Origin of the sequence: Pseudomonas sp. NMI542_15, from assembly GCF_021283425.1 — a bacterium.
Classification (GTDB): Bacteria; Pseudomonadota; Gammaproteobacteria; order Pseudomonadales; family Pseudomonadaceae; genus Aquipseudomonas; species Aquipseudomonas fortuita.
Genome location: NZ_JAJSRO010000005.1, coordinates 18,863 through 40,068 on the forward strand (window position 1 = coordinate 18,863; position 21,206 = coordinate 40,068).

Below are 21,206 nucleotides of genomic sequence, written 5' to 3' on the forward strand. Positions count from 1 at the left end.
AAGCCGCACCCAGCCGCGCCCGGTACAACCCGGGGGCACGCACTGGTGCCGTGTTTAGAGAAGCGCTACAGGCTTAATACAGAAGAGCGAAATAGCTGAGCAGAGTGAGGCAAGCAATGACTGGATACGTTCAAGTCGGTGGCCTTCAGGTCGCCAAGGTCCTGTACGACTTCGTGAACAACGAAGCCATCCCCGGGACCGGCATCGTCGCCGAGCAGTTCTGGGCGGGTGCAGAGAAGATCATCAATGACCTCGCTCCAAAGAACAAAGCCCTGCTCGCCAAGCGCGACGAGCTGCAAGCCAAGATCGACGCCTACCATCAGGCACGCAAAGGCCAGGCCCACGACGCCGTCGCCTACAAAGCATTCCTCCAGGAAATCGGCTACCTGCTGCCACAAGCCGACGATTTCCAGGCCACCACCCAGAACGTGGACGAAGAAATCGCCCACATGGCCGGTCCGCAGCTGGTTGTTCCGGTGATGAACGCCCGTTTCGCCCTGAACGCCGCCAACGCCCGCTGGGGTTCGCTGTATGACGCCCTGTACGGCACCGACGCCATCAGCGATGAAGGCGGCGCCGAAAGAGGCCAGGGTTACAACAAGGCCCGTGGCGACAAGGTCATCGCCTTCGCCCGCGCCTTCCTCGACGAAGCCGCGCCACTGGCTGCCGGCTCGCACGTCGACTCCACCGGCTACCGCATCGAAGGCGGCAAGCTGATTGTTGCCCTCAAAGGCGGCAGCAACACCGGCCTGCGTGACGATGCCCAGCTCATCGGCTTCCACGGTGATGCTGCTGCACCGACCGCCGTGCTGCTCAAGCACAACGGCCTGCACTTCGAGATCCAGGTTGATGCCAGCACTCCGGTTGGCAGCACCGACGCCGCTGGCGTCAAAGACATCCTGATGGAGTCGGCGCTGACCACCATCATGGACTGCGAAGACTCGGTTGCCGCCGTCGACGCCGACGACAAGGTCATCGTCTACCGCAACTGGCTGGGTCTGATGAAAGGCGACCTGGCCGAAACCGTGACCAAGGGTGGTAAAACCTTCACCCGCACCATGAACCCGGACCGCGAGTACGCCGCGCCCAACGGCGGCAGCGTGACCCTGCATGGCCGTTCGCTGCTGTTCGTGCGCAACGTTGGCCACCTGATGACCAACCCGGCGATCCTCGACGCCCAAGGTAACGAGATCCCCGAAGGCATCCAGGACGGCCTGTTCACCAACCTGATCGCCCTGCACAACCTCAACGGCAACACCAGCCGCAAGAACACCCGCAGCGGCAGCGTGTACATCGTCAAGCCGAAAATGCACGGCCCGGAAGAAGTCGCCTTCGCCGCGGAAATCTTCAGTCAGGTCGAAGACCTGCTGGGCATGCCGCGCAACACCGTCAAGGTTGGCATCATGGACGAGGAGCGCCGTACCACGGTCAACCTCAAGTCCTGCATCAAGGCAGCCGCCGAGCGCGTGGCGTTCATCAACACCGGTTTCCTTGACCGCACAGGCGACGAAATCCACACCTCGATGGAAGCCGGCGCCGTGGTGCGCAAGGGCGCCATGAAAAACGAGAAGTGGATCGGCGCCTACGAGAACAACAACGTCGACGTGGGCCTGGCCACCGGCCTGCAAGGGCGTGCGCAAATCGGCAAGGGCATGTGGGCCATGCCCGATCTGATGGCCGCCATGCTCGAGCAGAAGATCGCTCACCCGCTGGCCGGTGCCAACACCGCCTGGGTACCGTCGCCGACGGCCGCTACCCTGCACGCCCTGCACTACCACAAGGTGGACGTGCAGGCGCGTCAGCGTGAACTGGCCTCGCGCACCCCGGCATCGGTGGACGACATCCTGGCCATCCCGCTGGCCGCCGACACCAACTGGTCGGACGAAGAAATCCGCAACGAGCTGGACAACAACGCCCAGGGCATCCTCGGCTACGTGGTGCGCTGGATCGACCAGGGTGTGGGTTGTTCGAAGGTGCCAGACATCAACAACGTCGGCCTCATGGAAGACCGTGCCACCCTGCGCATTTCCGCCCAACTGCTGGCCAACTGGCTGCGCCATGGCGTGGTCAGCCAGGAGCAGGTGCTGGAAAGCCTCAAGCGCATGGCCGTGGTGGTCGACCAGCAGAACGCCAGTGACGCACTGTACCGCCCGATGGCGCCGAACTTCGACGACAACATCGCGTTCCAGGCGGCTGTAGAGCTGGTGGTGGAAGGTGGCAAACAGCCGAACGGCTATACCGAGCCTGTGCTGCACCGCCGTCGCCGCGAGTTCAAGGCGCGTAACGGGTTGTAAACCGCAAGGGGCCGCTTTGCGGCCCATTCGCGGCACAAGGCCGCTCCTACAGGGGAACGCATAACCCTTGTAGGAGCGGCCTTGTGCCGCGAATGGGCTGCAAAGCAGCCCCTTTGTGCATCACTCTATTTTCAGTTCTTTCTTCACCAGTTCCAGCAGCTTGCCCAGGTCGACCGGCTTGAGCAGGAAATCCACCACCCCCAGGTGCATCACGTCCACCGCCTCTTTCACATCGGTGTCGCCCGACACCACGATGATCGACAACGCTGCGCGCTCCGACTCGCGAATCTGCCGGATCAGGTCCAGACCGTCCTCTGGCTGCATGCGCAAATCGGTGATCATCAAAGCAATCCGTTGCTGGTAATGCAGGTACAACCTGGCTTCTTCTGCCCCGTCCGCCCCCACCGCATCGATGCCCCGGCTTTTCAGGTACACGATTAGCGCCTCGCGGTTAACCGCGTTGTCATCTACCACCAGCACCAACGGCCTGGGTGCCACAGGCGCACTCACCACGGCCAATGCCTCACGCTCGGCGTCGCTCAAGATGTCGGTGTGCTCAGGCATGCTCATCTCGTCAAAAAAATTCCGCTTCAGCCTTAGGACCACATTACTCGCGTAACCCGTTTCGCCTTTCGTCGGGTCTTTGACAGGGGGCCTTCATAGACTTACGTCCAATGGGCACCACCCCGCCGCAAGCCGACCATGGAGGCAGAAAACAACAGGGCCGGCACCTATATATAGATATATATAGTTCGGCATAGCGATACGGTCAGTTTCATGAGCAAAAAGGACGCCTACAGCCAGGCGGGCAGGACAGCAGTACTGCAGAACATTCAGGGCACCCTGCAGTTCCTGCAGCGCTTTCCGCCGTTCAACCAGATGGAGCACAGCCACCTGGCCTACCTGGTCGAGCAGTGCCAGCTGCGCTTCTATGCCTGCGGCGAGAGCATCGTCAAGCCTGCCGACGGGCCGATCGAGCACTTCTACATCGTCAAGCAGGGCCGCGTGGTTGGCGAGCGCCAGCACCTGGTCAAGCCTGGCGTGGAAACCACCTTCGAAATCACCAGTGGCGAGTGCTTCCCGCTGGCGGCCCTGCTGGGCGAGCGGGCCACCCGCACCGAGCACCTGGCCGGTGAAGATACCTTCTGCCTGCAGTTGAACAAGGCCGCGTTCATCCGCGTGTTCTCGATGTCTGAAGTGTTTCGGGATTTTGCCCTGCGCGGAGTCAGCAGCCTGCTCGACCAGGTCAACCAGCAGGTGCGACAGCGTGCCGTGGAAACCCTCGGCACCCAGTACTCGCTGAACACGCCATTGGGTGAACTGGCCATGCGTCATCCGGTGGTGTGCAGTGGCGACATGTCTTTGCGCGAAGCCGTGCGGCTGATGCACGAGCAGCAGGTCGGCAGCATCGTGGTGGTCGACCCGCAGCGCTACCCCACCGGCATTTTCACCCTGCGCGACCTGCGCCAGGTGGTGGCCTCGGCGGATGCCGACCTGGGCGCCCCCATCGAGCGGCACATGACAGTCAAACCCTTCTACCTCAGCCCTCAGGCCAGCGCTTTCGACGCGGCCATGGCCATGACCGAGCGGCATATCGCCCATGTGTGCCTGGTGGAAAACCGGCGCCTGTGCGGTGTGGTTTCCGAGCGTGACCTGTTCTCGCTGCAACGGGTCGACCTGGTGCACCTGGCGCGCACCATCCGCCATGCGCCGCGGCTGGACACCCTGGTCTCGCTGCGTGGGGAAATCAGCCAACTGGTCGAGCGCATGCTCGCCCACGGCGCATCGTCCACGCAGATCACCCAGATAATCACCCTGCTGAACGACCACACCGTGTGCCGGGTGATCGAGCTGGCGCTGGCCGAGCGCGGCGACCCGGGCGTGCCGTTCAGCTGGTTGTGCTTTGGCAGCGAGGGGCGCCGCGAGCAGACCCTGCACACCGACCAGGACAACGGCATCCTCTTCGAAGCGCTAGACCGTACCGAGGCCGACGCCATCCGTGCCCGCCTGCTGCCGCTCGCGCAATACATCAACCAGTGCCTGGCCCAGTGCGGCTTTACCCTGTGCAAGGGCAACGTCATGGCGGGCAACCCTGACTTGTGCCTGTCGCGCAGCGAGTGGGCACGGCGCTTTGCCGGCTTTGTGCGCGACGCCAGCCCGGAGAACCTGCTGGGTTCGAGCATCTACTTCGACCTGCGGGTGGTGTGGGGCGATGAGCAAGGTTGCGAGCAACTGCGCCAGGGCCTGCTGGAGCAGGTGGCCGACAACCGCATCTTCCAGCGCATGCTGGCCGACAATGCCCTGCGCCAGCGCCCGCCGGTGGGCCGCCTGCGCGAATTCGTGCTGACCCGACAGGGCAACGACAAGGCCGCCACCCTCGACCTCAAGGTCCAGGGGCTGACACCCTTCGTCGACGGCGCACGTCTACTGGCGTTGGCCAATGGCGTCGGTGCTTGCAATACCCTGGAACGGCTGCGCCAGCTGGTAGCCAAGGGCGTGATCGAGCCACTGGACGGCGCGGCCTATGAAGAGGCTTACCATTTCATTCAGCAAACCCGCATGCAGCAGCACCAACGCCAGGCGCGCGACAACCTGCCCTACTCCAACCGGCTCGACCCGGACAGCCTCAACCACCTGGACCGGCGCATCCTGCGCGAGTCCCTGCGCCAGGCCCAGCGCCTGCAAAGCAGCCTGGCCTTGCGGTACCAGTTATGAGCCTGTTCGCGTGGCTGCGCCCCAGCGCGCCCGAGCTGGACCACAGCACACGCCAGCGCCTGGCCCGGTTACCCAAGCCCACGCCGCTGGGGGTGTGTACCCTGCGCGAACAGCGCTGGGTAGTGCTGGACCTGGAAACCAGCGGGCTCAACCCCAACCGGGACCAGGTGCTGTCGATTGGAGCAGTGGCCATCGAAGATGGCGCCATCGATTTTGCCCAGCAGTTCGAACGTACCCTGCACCGGCCTTTGCAGAAGACCAACGCCAGCGTGCTGATCCACGGCCTGGGCCCGAGCGCCCTGGCCGCCGGTTGCGACCCGGCCGAGGCCTTGCTCGATTTGCTCGACTTCATTGGCGACAGCCCGGTGTTGGCGTTTCATGCGCCATTCGACCAGCGCATGCTGGCCCGTGCGCTGAAAGAGAGCCTTGGGTATCGCTTGCAGTCACCGTTCCTCGACGTTGCCGAACTGGCGCCGATGCTCAACCCCGACACAGTGTTGCGCGAGGCCGGGCTGGATGACTGGGTGGCGCGGTTTGGTTTGCAGGTGGAGGAACGCCACCATGCCAGTGCCGATGCCCAGGTGACCGCAGAGCTGGCGCTGATCCTGTTCAGCCAGGCCCGGCGCCAGCAGCTGGACAGCCCGTTGCAGCTGGAGCAGCGGTTGCGTGGGTGGCGCAGGCGTAACGTGCAGAGTCACGGCCTTTAGCTTTGTATTGGCCTTGCTGGCCTCTTCGCGGGTAAACCCGCTCCCACAGGGATCTCACAGCCTTGAATACTGTGGAGTACCTGTGGGAGCGGGTTTACCCGCGAAGAGGCCGGCACAGGCAACACATCCCTAGTGATGGCAATCCGATAAGCGTCCATTGCACCCACCCCCTCCCCTCTGCAACAATCGCGAATAATTATCGTTAGTTAATGCATTCGTTCCGGGGGGACGCTGCTTGTCTTCTGCACAGAGCCCACACGCCGATCTGGTCGGTGCGCTGTACCGCGACCACCGCGGCTGGCTGCTCGCCTGGCTGCAACGCAGCATGGCCTGTCGCCAACGTGCCGAAGACCTGAGCCAGGACACCTTCGTGCGCCTGCTCGGCCGTGACCAGCTGGATACGCCCCGCGAACCCCGCGCCTTTCTGGCCGCCGTGGCCAAGGGGCTGATGTTCGACCATTTCCGCCGCGCCGCACTGGAACAGGCCTACCTCGCCGAGCTGGCACTGATCCCGGAAGCCGAACACCCCTCACCGGAAGCGCTGCACCTTATCCTTGAAGACCTCAAAGCCATCGACCGCCTGCTCGGCAAGCTGTCGAGCAAGGCCCGCGCAGCGTTCCTGCACAACCGCCTGGACGGCATGGGCCATGCCGAAATCGCAGAGCGCCTGGGCGTTTCAGTATCACGGGTGCGCCAGTACATCGCCCAAGGCATGCGCCAGTGCTATGTGGCCCTGTACGGGGAGCCGACGTGAGCAATGCACCGGTTTCGTCCCAGGTCCTGGAAGACGCCATCGCCTGGAAACTCAGCCTCGGCGACGCCAGCGGCACGCCGGATGAGCGCAACGCGTTCATGCGCTGGCATGCCGCCAGCGAAGAACACGCACGTGCCTGGCGTCAGCTCGGGGCCATGGACCAACGCGTCAGCGCTGCGGCCGGCCCGGCACGCCAGGCTTTGCTGCAATCGCGCGCCGGCCTGCGTCGACGCATCGGTAAAGTTGGCAGCGGGCTGGCCAGCATGGTCCTGCTCGGTTCGTTGCTGGCCTGGGTCGGCGCACCGTCACTGGCCCCCAGCTACTGGCTGGCCGACCAGCGCACGGCCACGGGTGAGCTGCGGACCTTGCGCCTGGAAGACGGCACACTGCTGAGCCTGAACACCCACACCGCGGTAGACATCGACTACGCAGGCGAGCAGCGGGTCATCGTGCTGCATCAGGGCGAAATCTCGGTCGAAACCGGCCACCAAGACCCCCGCCCGCTGCTGGTACGCACCGACGACGGTCGCCTGCGTCCCCTTGGCACGCGTTTCCTGGTGCGCCGCGAAGCCGGCGGTACACGCCTGGAAGTGCTGCAAGCCTCGGTCGCCGCCATGCCGCATAACAGCGGCGACGAACAAGTGCTGCGTGAAGGCCAGCAAGTGCTGATGAACGCCAACGGCCTCGGCCAGGTCGGCGCAGTACCGGTCGGGGCCGATGCCTGGACCCGTGGCATGCTGGTGGTGGACAACGTGCGCCTGGGCGAACTGCTGGCCGCGCTGGGCAAATACCGCAGCGGCTACCTCGGGGTAGACGAGCAAGTCGCAGACCTGCGCGTGACTGGCAGCTTCCCGCTGACCAACACCAACCTGGCGCTGGAGTCGCTGGTGCCGGCCTTGCCGGTAAAGATCGAGCGGCATACCCAGTGGTGGGTGAACGTCGTTCCCAAGTAAACCTTCACTGCCCTGTTCGCGGGCTTGCACGCGAACAGGCCACTACACACTCCAAATAATTCTCAATATTTTTCAGATTCGCCCTGTCACTTTTCAGATCTCGCTCGGCAAGGAAGCAGCAAGCACTTACCCGTCGAGGAACCGCCGCATGTCCCGTGCCGTTGATCGTATCCTGCGCCCCAGCCTCATGGCCCTGGCCATCGGCTTGGCTGCCCCGCTGTCCAGCCCTGCCTTGTTCGCCGCCGAGCCATCCACTGCGCGCGCCTACAACCTGCCCAGCGCGCCGCTAGCCACCACCCTCAACCAGATCGCCAGCCAGGCGGGCATCGCCTTGGCCATCGACCCGGCACTGGTCAGCGGCCGCACTTCGGCCGCGGTGAGCGGCCAGTACGACGGCCTTGGCGCCCTGCAAGCCGCCCTGCGCGGTACCGGCCTGCAACTGCAACAGAGCACCGTGGGCAGCTACAGCCTGGTGGCGGTGCCGGATGGCAGCCTGGCGCTACCAGAAACCACCGTGAACGCCGCCAGCGTTTCTGAAAGTGCCTGGGGGCCGGTAGAGGGTTACCTGGCCAAACGCACCGCCGCTGGCACCAAAACCGACACCGCACTGGTGGAAGCCCCCCGCTCCATCTCCATTGCCACCCGCGAGCAGATGAAAGACCGTGGCGTGCACAGCCTGGATGACGCCGTGCGCTACATGCCGGGCATCGTGTCGGCCAGTTTCGGTAGCGACACGCGGTATGACTGGATGCGCGTGCGCGGCTTCGAGCCCACCCAGTTCCTCGATGGCCTGCCGCTGCCACGCGGCGTGTACGCCAACCCCAAAGCCGAAACCTGGAACCTCGACCGCCTCGCCCTGCTGCGTGGCCCGGCCTCCTCGATCTATGGCCAAACCCCGCCCGGCGGCCTGCTCGACATGGTCAGCCGCCGCCCGCAGGCCGAAAGCGCCCATGAGATCGAGCTGCAATATGGCAGCGACAACCATCGTCAGATCAACTTCGCCAGCACTGGCAAGATCGACGACGACGGCCGCTTTCTGTACGGCGTCAGCGGCGTGATCCGTGACAGCGGCACACAAATCGACCATATCGACAACAAGCGCTACAACATCGCGCCAAGCCTGACCTGGAACATCGACGAAGACACGACGTTGACCTTGTTGACCCAGTTCACCCGCGACGATACCGGCGCCACCAGCCAGTTCCGGCCCATCCAGGGCACCAAGATCGACATGCCGTTCGGCAAGATCTCGCACCACAAGAACCTGGGTGACCCGGATTACGAGTTCTACGACCGCACTTACTACGCGCTGGGCTACGCCTTCGAACACCGCATCAACGACGTATGGCAGTTCCGCCAGAACCTGCGCTATACCAAGTCGGACCTGTCGTTCCAGACCATCACCCCTGGCAGTTACTATTCGCCGGGCGGCCCGGTGCAAGACGACGGCACAGTCAGCCGCATGTCGACCAATACCGATGAAGACATCAGCCAGTTCGCGGTGGACAACAACTTCCAGGCCGACTTCGCCACCGGTGACATTACCCACACCCTGCTGATCGGCCTGGACCACCAGCGCGTCAATACCAACTACCTGTCGATCTTCGGCTTCAACGTGCCGGACAGCAACGTCAACAACCCGGTCTACGGGCTGCCGATCACCCGCCCGGATCGCTCGACCGCGTTTTATGACTACAACCAGAAAACCCGTCAGACCGGCCTGTATGTGCAGGACCAGATGGCACTCGGCAACTGGCGCCTGACGCTGGGCGGTCGCGAGGACTGGGTGCATACCGGCACCAAGTTCTTCAACCAGGACGATGCCACCAGTACCCAGCGGGACAAGAAGTTCAGCGGCAACGCAGCCATCAGCTATGTGTTCGATTCGGGCTTCGTGCCGTACCTGTCGTATGCCGAGTCGTTCCAGCCCTCCAGCAATGCCAGTGTGTCGGCAACGAACCCGCTCAAACCCACCGAAGGCAAACAGTGGGAGCTGGGCGTGAAGTACCAGCCGCCAGGCTCCAACACCCTGCTGTCGGCAGCCGTGTATGACCTGACCCAGAAAAACGTCGCGGTCACCGACACCGTTGGTGGGGTGACCATCACCAGCCAGACCGGCGAAGTGAAAGTCCGCGGCCTTGAGCTGGAAGCGGTTTCCGATGTGACCGAAAACCTGAAGGTGATTGCCGCCTACACCCTGGCCAAGTCCGAGGTGCAGGACGGCGATTTCAAAGGCAACCGCCTGCAGCTGATGCCGAACCAGCAGGCGTCCATCTGGGGCGACTACACCTGGCACTCGGGCGTGCTCGACGGCTTCGGCATCGGCCTGGGCGCGCGTTACACCGGCAACACCTACGGTGACCAGGCCAATACCTACCTGGGCAAAGCCAAGGCCTACACCGTATTCGACGCGTCGGTGCATTACGACCTGGGTCGCCTGAACAGCAGCCTGCAAGGCGCCTCGGTGGCGGTCAATGCCACCAACCTGCTGAACAAGGATTACCTCTCTACTTGCGACGGGTACTACTGCTACTACGGCGATGAGCGCAGCGTTGTCGCCAGCGCCACTTACAAGTTCTGAATGAGCGGGGGCCGCCTTGCGGCCCCAGGTTCCAACAGACAAAATCGGTACCGTGATGAAAAGCCCCACCATCCGCCGCTGGTCCGTGGTCCACACCTGGAGCAGCCTGGTCTGTACCCTGTTCCTGCTACTGCTGGCACTCACCGGCCTGCCGCTGATCTTCCACCACGAACTCGAACACCTGCTCGGCGACGCCCCCGAGCTGCGCGAAATGCCAGCAGGCACCCCGCACCTCGACCTGCAGCAGCTTGTAGTGAAAGCCGAACAGCATCGCCCCGGCGAGGTCATGCAGTACTTCGGCTACGACGAAGACGAACCCAACGGCGTGGTCGCCATCACCGCCGCCACTGCGGGCACCGACCCCAACCTGTCGCACACCTTCATGCTCGACGCCCGTACCGGCGAGGCAGTGGCCATGCCGGCCGCCAATGGCGGTTTCATGATGGTCATGCTGCGCCTGCACGTGGACATGTTCGCCGGCCTGCCCGGCAAGCTGCTGCTGGCCTTCATGGGCATACTGTTCATCGTCGCGATCGTCTCCGGCACCGTGCTGTATGCGCCGTTCATGCGCCGCCTGGCGTTCGGCACCGTGCGCCACGAAAAATCCCGCCGCCTGCGCTGGCTCGACCTGCACAACCTGCTCGGCGTGGTTACGCTGGCGTGGGCGTTGACAGTGGGCGTGACCGGTGTGATCAGTGCCCTGTCCGACCTGGTCATCGCCGCCTGGCGCAACGACAGCCTGGCAACCATGGTCGCACCGTATCGCAATGCCCCGCCGCTCACCGACCGCGCGCCAGCCACACGCCTGCTGCAGATTGCCGAACAGGCCGCCCCTGGCATGCGCCCGGACTTCATTGCCTTCCCCGGCACGCGCTTTTCCAGCGAGCACCACTACGCGGTGTTCATGAACGGCTCCACCCATCTGACCTCGCACCTGTTCACGCCGGTGCTGATCGACGCCCGTACCCTGGCAGTGACTGCCGTAGGCGATCGCCCTTGGTACATGGACGCCATGGGCCTGTCGCAGCCGCTGCATTTTGGCGACTACGGCGGGCGGCCGATGCAAATACTGTGGGCGGTCCTGGATGTGCTCACCCTCATCGTGCTCGGCAGCGGCCTCTACTTGTGGTGGGGCAAGCAGCGCAAACCCAGGGAGGCGCGGACATGAGCCACCAGTCGCAATCCACTGTGCGCCTTTTCGCCTGGCCAGCGTTGATTGCCCTGCTGGGCTTCGTGGGCCTGTTCGCCGCGCTGCTGGGGGACGGTGGTTGGGACGTGCTGGCCTGGGCCGGCCTGGGCCTTCCAGCCCTGCTGAGCCTGCGCGGGCTGTTCTGGCGTCGGCGGCGCTAGCCCGCTACCACCACGCAGTTGCGGGTATTGCCAAGCATGGGGTTTTCCTCAACCAAGGATCAGCCCCATGCGCCCCCTCGAACACCTGGAACAGATCGACCGACACATCGGTGACCTGCTCGACGGCCTCCCCACCATCGCCCTCAACCAACCCATCACCTCCGGCACGCGCACCTGGCTACACGGCGAGCTGGCCAGTTTCTGGGCCACAGCCGATGAACAGGGCAACACGCCCAGGCAGCAATTGCTGATACTGCGCAAGGCGCTGATGCTGGCCGAAATCGAATTGCGCGTGGCCGACCAGACCTTGAGCAACGGGCAAGCCGAACTCTTGCGCACCTGCCTGGAGAAGCCATTGCCCTCACAACGCAGGCACTTGCCTCTGGCCGAGCGGGCACAGGTGTACCGCGTACTGCTGGAAGACCGGCGGCCCAACTGGCGCAGCTACCTCCCAGGCACTCTGGTCATCGTTGCCAGTACCGTCGAGGGCCACATGCTCACGGCAGAAGACGGCGCAGGCAGCGCCTTGCTGTGCAGCCTGTCACAGGGTATCGAAGCATTCGATTCCCTTGCCGCACTGCACAAAGAGCTCTGCGAACGCCTGGAGGATCCGCTCCAGAGCCGGCCACTGCTGCACCTGTACCTTGAGGAACAGGCAGACCGCGCGCGCCGGTCGCATCGCCTGCGCTATGACTGGTATGCCGACAGCCTGCTGGAGGCTCAGGTCGACAGTGTGATCGAAGCCCAGCGCCAGCGGTTGAGTGATCCCGGGTTATGGAGCGTCGACATAACCGACCAGCACGCCCGGCTGAACAGGGCCATGGCGCTTCGGCACGAAGTCGGCGCCAAACCCATCCTGCAGACGCGCTATTCGCAACTGCTTGAAAAGAACCTGCCGAACTGGCTGCGCAATACCTCCGCGCAAGGCCTGAGCCATATCATGCAGACCATGCAGGAGCTGGTGGCAACTGCCGAGCGGGCTGCAGCCCCCGGCGTGCTTAGCCTCAACGACTTCAAGCAACGCAACAGCCTGCTGAGCTGGGCCAATGCACGCCTGCGCGAGCGCCTGAGCTACGACCTGGGGTACGACGCGGATCCGGGCGAGATTCAGGTGAGTATCGTCCGCGCCCGCCGTACCGGCGCTGTCATGCATCCCTTCGCCACCTCCTCCTACGTCACCTACGCCGGCATGCAGCGCGTGGGCGATGAGATGGTGGAAATGGTCGAGGAAAGCAACACGCTCGAACAGCTGGCGCTGAAGAACCTGCCATGGTTCGACACCGACTACTGGCTTACCGCGCGCATGGTCCATGCCCGAGGGTGTGCCATACCACCTGGCCTAACGGCGGAGTATGTGAAAAACATGATCCGGGAACTGAACGTGGGCGACAGCTACGCAATGTACCTGCATACCCAACTTATCGGTTCCAGAACCGGCAAGTGGCGCCAGGCCGCACACAGCCGGGTAAACCTGGCGCGCATGCGTGCAGAAGCAGTCAAGGCACGCTACGCCGGGCACTTCGGCGAAGACCCTTTCGAGCACGGTTACAACTGGGTGTGCGCCGTGCTGGATCAACCGCACAATACCTTGCGCGCCCCGGTGGCGGGCTACCCGGTCACGGTTCGACAATTGAACATCATGGGCCACACCCTGCAGGGTGTGCTGCTGCTCAACAGTACCCCCTACAAGTCCCAGGCATGCGTGTTGTATACGCCGGATGCACCGGACCGCAGGGCATGGCGCCGTTTTCGCACCACCCGCGAACTGCTTCGTACTGTGCGCCAGCAGCCCGGGCTGAAGGCGTACATTGCACAGCGCCTGCCATTGCTACCCGCAGCCACGGTGCAGCGCCTTCTGGACAAGGGGCGCCTGGGCACACATGTAAAAACCCCTGCAGTGAACGATGACCTGTTTTTTGTCTATTACCGGGCCGAGGTCCAGGCGCTGATCGCCCAGGCCGATGCCGACAGCATGACGACCCAGGAAGTGAATGCGCAAACGATCATCGCGCTGAGCTGGCGCCTGGTGGACTTCATCAGCCTGCTGCTGCCCAACCAAGCCCTGTTGGCATTGTCGATCGGCCGCATGGCCATCGACATCTGGGACGGCGTGCAGGCCTTCAAGCAGGAGGATGTGGAAGGGGTGATGCGCCACGCCTACAACGCCTTCAGCCACCTCAATGATGCAGCGATCAGTTATGTAGGCTCTGGCCTGCTGCGCCGTTCGCTGCGTGGCATGCCAAAGCAACCGCCATTGCCGTTGCCCGCGCGCTTTCAGGCGCAACCGGACAGCACCAACCTGCGCTATCGCATAGACGGCATCTACGGTGAAGGGGTATACGAACAGCCCACGGCCTTTGGCGGGCTGTCGCTGTACTTCGTCAAGGACAACGACAACCGCTACTACAAGGTCAGTTTCGACGGCTACCGCTGGCGGGCCATCGACCCTGACCAACCGGATGCCTACCTGCATCAGCCGCTCAAGCGCAGAGCCGACGGGCAATGGGTAATCGACTCATCGGTGCACTGGTACGACGGGCTGCCCGACCTGACGCAGCTGCTGCAGGACTGCTACCTGCAAGCGCCACTGGCGGGCACACCTTTGAACATCGAACAGGGGCTCTACCAGGCTGAAGATCAACTGTACCTGGCGCTCATGGGCGGGCAGCTACCTTTGCGCCGCCACTTGCTGCCAGACCGTTACCACTTGCAGATGGCAGCCGCCAGCAGCGCTGGCGCGGCGCCGTGGGCGGTATTGCGCCACGAGAATGGCCAGTGGCTGATACGCGTTCGCCAGGCGGGGCGCAGCAGCGACTGGCTGGCATTGCCAGATCAGCCACTGCCAGCCCGCTGACTGCCCGCATCGACAGCCTTAATCGCCCAGCTTGGGCAATAACCGGTCCAGCCGCTGGTACAAGGCACTGCCACTCGGCCAGTTTCGCAACAGCCGCGCCCGATCCCGGGCGTAGGCCGGGGCGAAGCTGAGCTGGGTCGCGTGCTGGCACATGGCATCGAGGTCAATCAGCGACCACCGGCCATTGTCCCAGAACAGGTTATGGCCCTTGAAGTCGCCATGGCTGATGCGCTCGCGAATCAGCTGCTGCATCACATGCACCAGCGCATCCACCTGTTCCTCGGGCGCATCGCCATTTTCGACGTAGGGCGCAAAGCATGCCGTCAGGTCCGGGCCATCGACATACTCGGTGACCAGATAGGCACGGCTGCGCAGCCCCATGACCCGTTGCTCCAGCACCGCCAACGGCTTGGGCGTAGCGATGTCGAGGAACTCCAGGCGGTGACCTTCGATCCACGAATGCCAGGCACGGCTCGGGCGCCAGAAGCGCTTGAACCAGTGCGCGGTGTTCTTGATGTTGTAGCGTTTGAGCACAAGCTTGCGACCGTTCACCTCGATGCGCGCCACACTGGCGGCGCCACCGGTCTTGTACAGGTGGCCCCTGTCGATCAGTGCATCGGCCTGCTCCAGTACCGGCTGCATGGCCTCGACCTCACTGCGACGGATCGCCTGCAACCCCGAGAGTGTGCGCTGGACACTGAACAGGCTGCATTCGCGGCCCGCTTTGTCCAGGTAGTCCTTCTGGCGCCAGTTGCGCACCTTGTCCACCTGCTTTTGCAGGGCTTCCAGTGGCAACGCATGTTCGGCGTTGGCCAGCAGGTAGTGGACCAGCAGCTCTTCGATGAAAGGTTCCAGGCGCTTGGGCAGCTGGGCAAAGAATACGCCGAGGTTTTCCAGTACACGTGGGCGCGACAGCTGCTGGCCTGGCGTTTCAGCCTTGATACCGGCGCCATCGATCAGGTACAGCTTGCCGCCATGGCGCAGCAGGTTGTCCAGGTGCAGGTCTTCCTGCCAAAGGCCCTGAGCGTGCATGTGCGCGACAGCCGTGAGCGCTTCGCCCAGCACCAGGTGTTGTTCGTCGGCCAGCACCGGCAGGCTTTCCACTGCCGCCCAGGCATCGGCCAGGCTCTCAGCGCCGTCGAGGAATTCGAAGAGCAGCCAGCCGCCCTCGCCTTCCTTGAGGCCGTCGGCCAGCAGCTTCGGCGTGGTCAAGCCATGTTCGGCCAGCAATTTCACACCTTGCAGTTCGCGCTGGAAATGCCGGGCGGCGTTGCCGCCCACCAGCAGCTTGGCCAGCACCGGGATACCGCGCCACACACCAGCGCCCACATAGCGCTGCCCGGGCAGGACGCGCAGCAGGCTGAGCAGTTGCAGTTCGGCGCTGCCGGCGGCGTCCGCCAGGGTGATGCTCAGGGGCAACGACGGGCTGCGCCCGGCGTCCTTCAGTTCAGACAAACGCATCAGCGGGCCTCTTTTTCACGACGCCGTTGCGTCAGGCGTTGCAGCCAGGTATCGACCAGCGTGCTGTCAGCCGGCTGCGCCAGGTAAGTCGCCAGCATCGTGCGCACATCAGCCTCGCTCCAGGCGCGGGCGCGACGCAGCAGCGGCTCCAGGTCCTTGAGGCGGTCACGCATGCCAAACAGCAATGGCCGGGTCTTCTCCAGGTCGATCAATTGTGCATCCCAGCCTTCTCGTCGCTGGCGCAGGAAAATGTGCTTGGGATAGAAGCAGCCATGCACCTGGCCGGCGCTGTGCAGGGTACGCGCCAGTTGGCCGCACGCCTGCAGGATGCCATTGCGTTCGGCATCGCCCAGCTGTGGCCAGTGGGCCAACAGGCTGTCGAGATCGGCCCACTCGTCCAGCGCGCGGGTCATCAGGATGGCGCGGTGCTTGCCGCCTTGCTTGCGCTCGCCATAGAACACCGCCTGCAAGGCCGGAATGTGCAGCTTCTGATAGCGGCTGATGTTGCGAAACTCGCGGGCAAAAGTGGGCTCGCCAAACGGCCGGTGCAGGGTGCGCGTCAGGTAGTCGCTCTGGCGCTTGAGGTAGTACCCCTTGCCTTCGAGTTCCAGGCGGAACACGCTGCTCCAGCCACCACGGCCGGTGTTGGGTTCATCCACCGCCTCCAGTTGCAGCGCCCACAGCGCCTCGAAGTCGTCCAGGCCATGGCGTTTGAGCAGCGCGAGGTCCGCGCTGGCCAGGTAATCGGTCATTCCCTTCCCTCGAAAAAGCCCAGCACCTGGCGAATGCGCTTTTTGTCGCGCACATTCAGCCGGTCGCGGCCACGGTATTGCAGATAGAAACGCAGGCGCTGGGTGGCCGACAGGTGGTATTTGGCCACCTTGTCCAGGCACGCCAGGTCCTTGATCATCCGGTGCCGCCACATGAAGCCGCGCCAGAAGTCGCCGGTGGGGCAATCGATGAAGAATAGCGTGCCCTGGTCGTCGACCAGCAGGTTGCGCCACTTCAGGTCATTATGGGCAAAGCGGTGCTCGTGCATGACCCGGGTGTGGCGCGCCAGCTGACGGCTGAGATGGTCGACCCAGGCCCGGTCGGCCAGGCGTGTATCGTTGCGTTCGGCCAGCGCAGACAAGTCTTCGGTGTTCGGCAGCTCGCGGGTGATCATAGCCCCGCGCCCAAAGGCCAGGCCGTTGCGTTCCAGGCCCCAGGCCACCACTTCGGCAGTAGGGATACCCCACTTGGCGAACAGCTTGAGGTTCTGCCATTCGGCTTTGATGCGCGGCCGGCCCAGGTAGCGGCGCATGTGCTTGCCAGCCCCGGTGTAGCGCTTGACGTAGTAATTGACCCCGTCACGCTCGATGCGCACCACTTCGCTGAGCGGGTCGCGGGTCAGGCGCTCGCCTTGCAGGGCAAATACCGCATCGAGGCTGCCAAAGTCCGCCGCCAGGTGTTCGTAGCCTGGCGCCAGTGTCCAACCCGCCATCAGAGCGCGTCCCCATAGCGTTGTTTGCGATCGTAGAGTTTCTGCGCCTTGCACTCCAGCCAGGCGAGCAACCGGGCCTCGTCTTTGAGCACTTGCCGCAGCGGGCGCTGGAAGTACCCCTGCAAAAAGCGCAGCTTGTCGCGCCGGGTGAGGCCGATGTCCAGCGCTGAGAAGTACAGCGCGGCCAGGTCCTTGTCGCGCCAGCGGCGGCTGATTGTCGCCCGGGTCTGGGCGCGGTGCAGGTCAATGACCGACAGTTTGAAGTCATCCGCCGTCACCGGGCGGTCGGTGTGCAGCAGGAAATGGCAGATGTAGCAATCGCGATGGTTGACGCCGGCACGGTGCATGCCGCCGGTCATTTTTGCCACTTCGGCGATCAGCGCACGCTTCAGACGCGGTTCGGGCGGCTGCTTGAGCCAGTCGATACTGAAGTCTTCCAGGCTGATGGTCGGCGCCAGCTCTTGGGTGATGATGAACGAGTGCTGCGTGGCCGGATTACTGCCACGCTCGCCATAGGCGACTGCGGTCATGGTCGGCACGCCCACCTCGTGCAGGCGCTGGATAGCCCGCCATTCCTGGCCGGCACCCAGCACCGGCAGCTTGGCGGTGAGCAGGTTTTTGAAGATCTCGCTCCATCCGATGCCGCGGTGGATCTTGACGAAAAAGCCCTCGCCAGCCACTTCGGTACGCAGTGTGCGCCGCCCTTCCAGCTCGCGATAGACCTCACCTTGCAGCGCCTCTACAGCATCGAAGGCATCACGCCCGGCCCACAGGCGCTTGAACGGTTCGGCCAGTATCAGCTTCATGCGGTTTTCTGCCCCAGGATCACGTCGGCAGCATGCTGCGGCATGCTGTACAGATCGGCGGTTTCAGCAAACGCCAGGCCGTTGCGCGACCAGCTGGCGCGGGCCTGCGGGTCTTCCAGCATGCGTTGCAGGTAGCCGTTGAGCTGTTCCTGTTCGAATGGCTCGTCCAGCACCAGGCCACAGTCGGCCTCGGCAATGTAATGGGCGTAGCCGCACACCTTGGACACCAGCACCGGAAGGCCAGCCACCAGCGCTTCAAGCAGCACCGTGCCGGTGTTCTCGTTGTACGCCGGGTGAATCAGCAGGTCGGCACCCAGCAGGAAACGCGGGATGTCGCTGCGGCCCTTGAGGAACTGCACCTGCTCACCCAGCCCCAGGGTGGCGCTCTGCAACTGGAACACCTTGGGGTCGTCCTGGCCGATCACCATCAGCTTCGTGCGTTTGCGCAGGGCCGATGGCAGCGCGGCAAGCGCCTTGAGGCTGCGGTCCACACCCTTGGTCTTGAAGCCCGAGCCAATCTGTACCAGCAACAGGTCGTCATCGCCCAAGTCGAATTCCTTGCGGAATTCGGCACGGATCTCGGCCGCATTGGCCGGCGCGCGGCGATCCTGGGAAATACCCGGTGGCAGCAGGTGGAAGCGCTCCACCGGGGTGCCGTAATGCTTGATGAACAGCGGCTGCTGCACCTCGGAAATCATCAGCACTTCGGTGTGGGCGTCCTTGGCGAACACCGCACGCTCGTACTCGGCAAAGTGCCGGTAGCGGCCCCAGCGGCGGTACAGCCCACCGCGCAGGGTCTGCGCCTTGTCTTCGAAGCAGCCGTCGGCGGCGTAGTACACGTCCAGCCCCGGCATCTTGTTGAAGCCGATCAGGCGGTCGACCGGGCGCTTGGCCAGGTCGGCGGCCATCCAGGCGCTGAGCTTCTCGTTGCGACGGTGGTTGAAAATGGCCTTGACCGGCGCCACCAGCACCTCGAAGCCAGGCGGAATGTCACCCTCCCAGATCAGCGTGTACACACGGATCTGGTGGCCCCGCTTCTGGCATTCCAGGGCAATGCGCATGAAATCGCGCTGCAGCCCGCCGAAGGGGAAATATTTGTAAAGCACGAAAGCCAGTTGCATCAACGGACATCCTCAGCCAGCAGCAACGCGCTCAAGCGGCCCGCCACATGCTCGGGATTCAGGCGAGTGAAGCACAGCGGCCACTCGCGTTTCAGATCGAACCGGCGCAGGTCGTCGGCGCTCGGTTTATAGGTGCACTTCTTCTGCAGGCAGGGAGCGCAAGGCCAGTCACTGGCCTGGTGAATCTGGGTCCGTCCGTAGGCACCGGTCAGGCCCGGGTTGGTCGGGCCGAACAGCGAAATGGTCGGCACATCGAGTGCCGCAGCCAGGTGGCCAAGGCCGGTATCGACCGCCACACAGGCTTTTGCCGCCGCCAATACACGGGCAACCCCGGCAAGGTTCAATTTGGGGAGCACCTGGCAGTTGTTCAAGCCCTGTGCAATGCGCTCGGCCCGCGCCTTCTCGGCGGCGTTGCCCCAAGGCAGGCGCACTTCCAGCTTGCGCCGGCCCATGCGCTCGGCCAGCTCGCGCCAGTAGGCTTCGGGCCAATGCTTGGTCGCCCAGGTGGTGCCATGCAAAAACACCACGTAAGGCGCTGCTGGCGGCAGCTGCAGGCGCTCCAGGTCCAGCCCGTAATCGCCTATGCCCTCTGGCAAGTCGTAGGCCAGGGCCATGGCAAACAGCTGGCGCACCCGCTCCACCGCGTGCTGGCCGGTGGCAACCGACAGGCGCCGGTCATAGAAGCGGCTGGCCCAGCCTTCGCGGGCCGAGTAGCGGTCCAGGCCGGCGACCGGGGCCTTCACGTAGCGGGTGAGCCAAGCCGACTTGACCAAGCCCTGGGCGTCAATCACCAGGTCGTACTTGCGCTCGCGCACACGCTGTTTGAACGCCTTCCACTCGCCACTCTTGAGGGTCTGCCAAAGGTTCTTGCGCCAGCGGCGGATGGCCACCGGTATAACCTGGTCGACCGCAGGGTGCCAGCCGGGGATTTCAGCGAAGCCTTCCTCCACCACCCAGTCGAAACGGATGCCCGGGATGGCATGGGCGGCATCGGTGAGCGCCGGCAGGGTGTGGATCACATCACCCAACGACGAAGTCTTGATGATCAGTACCCGCACTTAGTCGACCTCGGCCACGGTATCGATCAGGTCCGGCCCGCTCAGGCTGTGCAGGGCGGCGATGACTTTGCCCGGGTCCAGCAGGCGCAGGCAGTTGTAGTGGCCGAAACGGCAGGTCCGGTCGAAGCATGGGCTGCACTCGATACCGGTGCGCACCACCTCCACCTGGTCGGCCAGCGGCGGAGTAAAGCCGGGCGATGTGGAGCCGTACACCGCCACCAGCGGGCGGTTCAGTGCGGCGGCCACGTGCATCAGGCCGGAGTCGTTGGACACCACGGCATGGGCACAGGACATCAGGTCGATGGCCTCGGCCAGCGAGGTCTCACCGGCCAGGTTGGAGGATTCTTCGCGCAATCCCGGGATCAGCCGGTCACGGATCTGCTCGCCGACCGGGTGGTCGTTCTTCGAGCCGAACAGCCATACCTGCCAGCCCTGGCGGATCATCGCATCGGCCACGGCCGCGTAATGCTCGACTGGCCAACGCTTGGCCTCGCCGAACTCGGCGCCAGGGCACAGCGCCAGTACCGGGCGGTCCAGCTCCAGGCCGAACTTGGCCAGCGCAGCCTCGCGGCTTTGCGCTTCGATCTGCAGGCTGGGGCGCGGGTACGGCTGCGGCAGCTCGGCGCCGGGCGCGTACGCCAAGGCCATGAAGCGTTCGATCATCAGCGGGTAGCGGGCCTTGTCCAGCTTGCGCACATCGTTCAGCAGGCCGAAGCGCATTTCGCCGCGCCAGCCGGTGCGCTTGGGGATGCCAGCGAAGAACGGCACCAATGCCGACTTCATCGAGTTGGGCAGCAGGATGGCCTGGTCGTACTGGCCGACCAGGGATTTGCCGATGCGCCTGCGCGTGGCCAGTTCCAGCGCGCCGTGGCCGAGCGGGAAGCTCAAGGCCTGACGGACTTCGGGCATACGCTCCAGGATCGGCCGGCTCCACTCGGGGGCCAGCACGTCGATCACGCAGTCGGGGTGCTGCTGTTTCAGGCACTGGAACAAGGTCTGCGCCATCACCATGTCGCCGACCCAGCTGGGGCCAATGATCAGTATTCTCATGCTTAGTCCAGAAACGCTC

The 21,206-nt window shown here is 64.1% G+C and carries 17 protein-coding genes; 9 read left to right on the forward strand and 8 right to left on the reverse strand.

Annotated elements, in window-relative coordinates:
- Positions 1-116 precede the first annotated feature (116 nt).
- Positions 117-2,294 carry a malate synthase G gene (locus LU684_RS10300; RefSeq protein ID WP_232894615.1) on the forward strand — a complete coding sequence of 726 codons (2,178 nt, stop codon included), beginning with the start codon at positions 117-119 and terminating at the stop codon, positions 2,292-2,294.
- Between the two features lie 120 nt (positions 2,295-2,414).
- Here the strand turns inward: LU684_RS10300 and LU684_RS10305 are convergent, their stop codons facing one another.
- A complete protein-coding gene (locus LU684_RS10305; protein ID WP_024717961.1) occupies positions 2,415-2,858 on the reverse strand; it encodes a response regulator in 444 nt (147 codons plus the stop codon).
- Between the two features lie 213 nt (positions 2,859-3,071).
- Here LU684_RS10305 and LU684_RS10310 point away from each other — a divergent pair, with 213 nt between their 5' ends.
- The 8 genes from LU684_RS10310 (at position 3,072) to LU684_RS10345 (ending at position 14,208) form a co-directional block, all read left to right on the forward strand.
- The gene (locus tag LU684_RS10310; RefSeq protein ID WP_016484569.1) at positions 3,072-5,009 is read left to right on the forward strand and encodes a DUF294 nucleotidyltransferase-like domain-containing protein; all 1,938 of its coding nucleotides are present in this window, start codon (positions 3,072-3,074) and stop codon (positions 5,007-5,009) included.
- Positions 5,006-5,716, forward strand: a complete 711-nt coding sequence (locus LU684_RS10315) for a 3'-5' exonuclease (RefSeq protein ID WP_016484568.1) — start codon at positions 5,006-5,008, stop codon at positions 5,714-5,716. The genes LU684_RS10310 and LU684_RS10315 overlap by 4 nt, the downstream gene beginning before the upstream one ends.
- A gap of 235 nt (positions 5,717-5,951) precedes the next feature.
- A complete protein-coding gene (locus LU684_RS10320) occupies positions 5,952-6,470 on the forward strand; it encodes an RNA polymerase sigma factor (protein ID WP_016484567.1) in 519 nt (172 codons plus the stop codon).
- On the forward strand, positions 6,467-7,423 hold the full coding sequence (locus LU684_RS10325; RefSeq protein WP_102667604.1) for a FecR domain-containing protein: 957 nt from the start codon (positions 6,467-6,469) through the stop codon (positions 7,421-7,423). The genes LU684_RS10320 and LU684_RS10325 overlap by 4 nt, the downstream gene beginning before the upstream one ends.
- Positions 7,424-7,571: 148 nt before the next feature.
- Entirely contained in the window at positions 7,572-10,004 is a 2,433-nt protein-coding gene (locus tag LU684_RS10330) for a TonB-dependent siderophore receptor (protein ID WP_016484565.1), read from the forward strand.
- A gap of 55 nt (positions 10,005-10,059) precedes the next feature.
- Complete coding sequence (locus LU684_RS10335) at positions 10,060-11,172, forward strand: PepSY-associated TM helix domain-containing protein (RefSeq protein ID WP_016484564.1); 1,113 nt, start codon at positions 10,060-10,062, stop codon at positions 11,170-11,172.
- Entirely contained in the window at positions 11,169-11,354 is a 186-nt protein-coding gene (locus tag LU684_RS10340; protein WP_060518004.1) for a hypothetical protein, read from the forward strand. Before LU684_RS10335 ends, LU684_RS10340 begins: the two co-directional genes overlap by 4 nt.
- A 67-nt stretch (positions 11,355-11,421) precedes the next feature.
- Positions 11,422-14,208, forward strand: coding sequence for a dermonecrotic toxin domain-containing protein (locus LU684_RS10345; RefSeq protein WP_232894616.1), 2,787 nt, complete (start codon positions 11,422-11,424; stop codon positions 14,206-14,208).
- 18 nt (positions 14,209-14,226) lie between these two features.
- Here the strand turns inward: LU684_RS10345 and LU684_RS10350 are convergent, their stop codons facing one another.
- From LU684_RS10350 to waaF, 7 genes are read right to left on the reverse strand one after another with little or no spacing between them, the layout of a single operon-like run.
- Positions 14,227-15,669, reverse strand: coding sequence for a lipopolysaccharide kinase InaA family protein (locus LU684_RS10350; RefSeq protein WP_060518008.1), 1,443 nt, complete (start codon positions 15,667-15,669; stop codon positions 14,227-14,229).
- Positions 15,669-16,421: a lipopolysaccharide kinase InaA family protein gene (locus LU684_RS10355; protein WP_016484560.1), complete on the reverse strand. Its 753-nt coding sequence runs from the start codon at positions 16,419-16,421 to the stop codon at positions 15,669-15,671. Before LU684_RS10355 ends, LU684_RS10350 begins: the two co-directional genes overlap by 1 nt.
- Positions 16,418-17,152, reverse strand: a complete 735-nt coding sequence (locus tag LU684_RS10360; protein ID WP_016484559.1) for a lipopolysaccharide kinase InaA family protein — start codon at positions 17,150-17,152, stop codon at positions 16,418-16,420. The genes LU684_RS10355 and LU684_RS10360 overlap by 4 nt, the downstream gene beginning before the upstream one ends.
- Entirely contained in the window at positions 17,152-17,958 is an 807-nt protein-coding gene (gene rfaP, locus LU684_RS10365) for a lipopolysaccharide core heptose(I) kinase RfaP (RefSeq protein ID WP_232894617.1), read from the reverse strand. The genes LU684_RS10360 and rfaP overlap by 1 nt, the downstream gene beginning before the upstream one ends.
- Positions 17,955-19,079, reverse strand: a complete 1,125-nt coding sequence (locus LU684_RS10370) for a glycosyltransferase family 4 protein (RefSeq protein WP_016484557.1) — start codon at positions 19,077-19,079, stop codon at positions 17,955-17,957. Before LU684_RS10370 ends, rfaP begins: the two co-directional genes overlap by 4 nt.
- Positions 19,079-20,137, reverse strand: coding sequence for a lipopolysaccharide heptosyltransferase I (waaC, locus tag LU684_RS10375; protein ID WP_016484556.1), 1,059 nt, complete (start codon positions 20,135-20,137; stop codon positions 19,079-19,081). Before waaC ends, LU684_RS10370 begins: the two co-directional genes overlap by 1 nt.
- A complete protein-coding gene (waaF, locus tag LU684_RS10380; protein ID WP_016484555.1) occupies positions 20,138-21,187 on the reverse strand; it encodes a lipopolysaccharide heptosyltransferase II in 1,050 nt (349 codons plus the stop codon). It lies immediately after the preceding gene.
- Between the last annotated feature and the right edge of the window lie 19 nt (positions 21,188-21,206).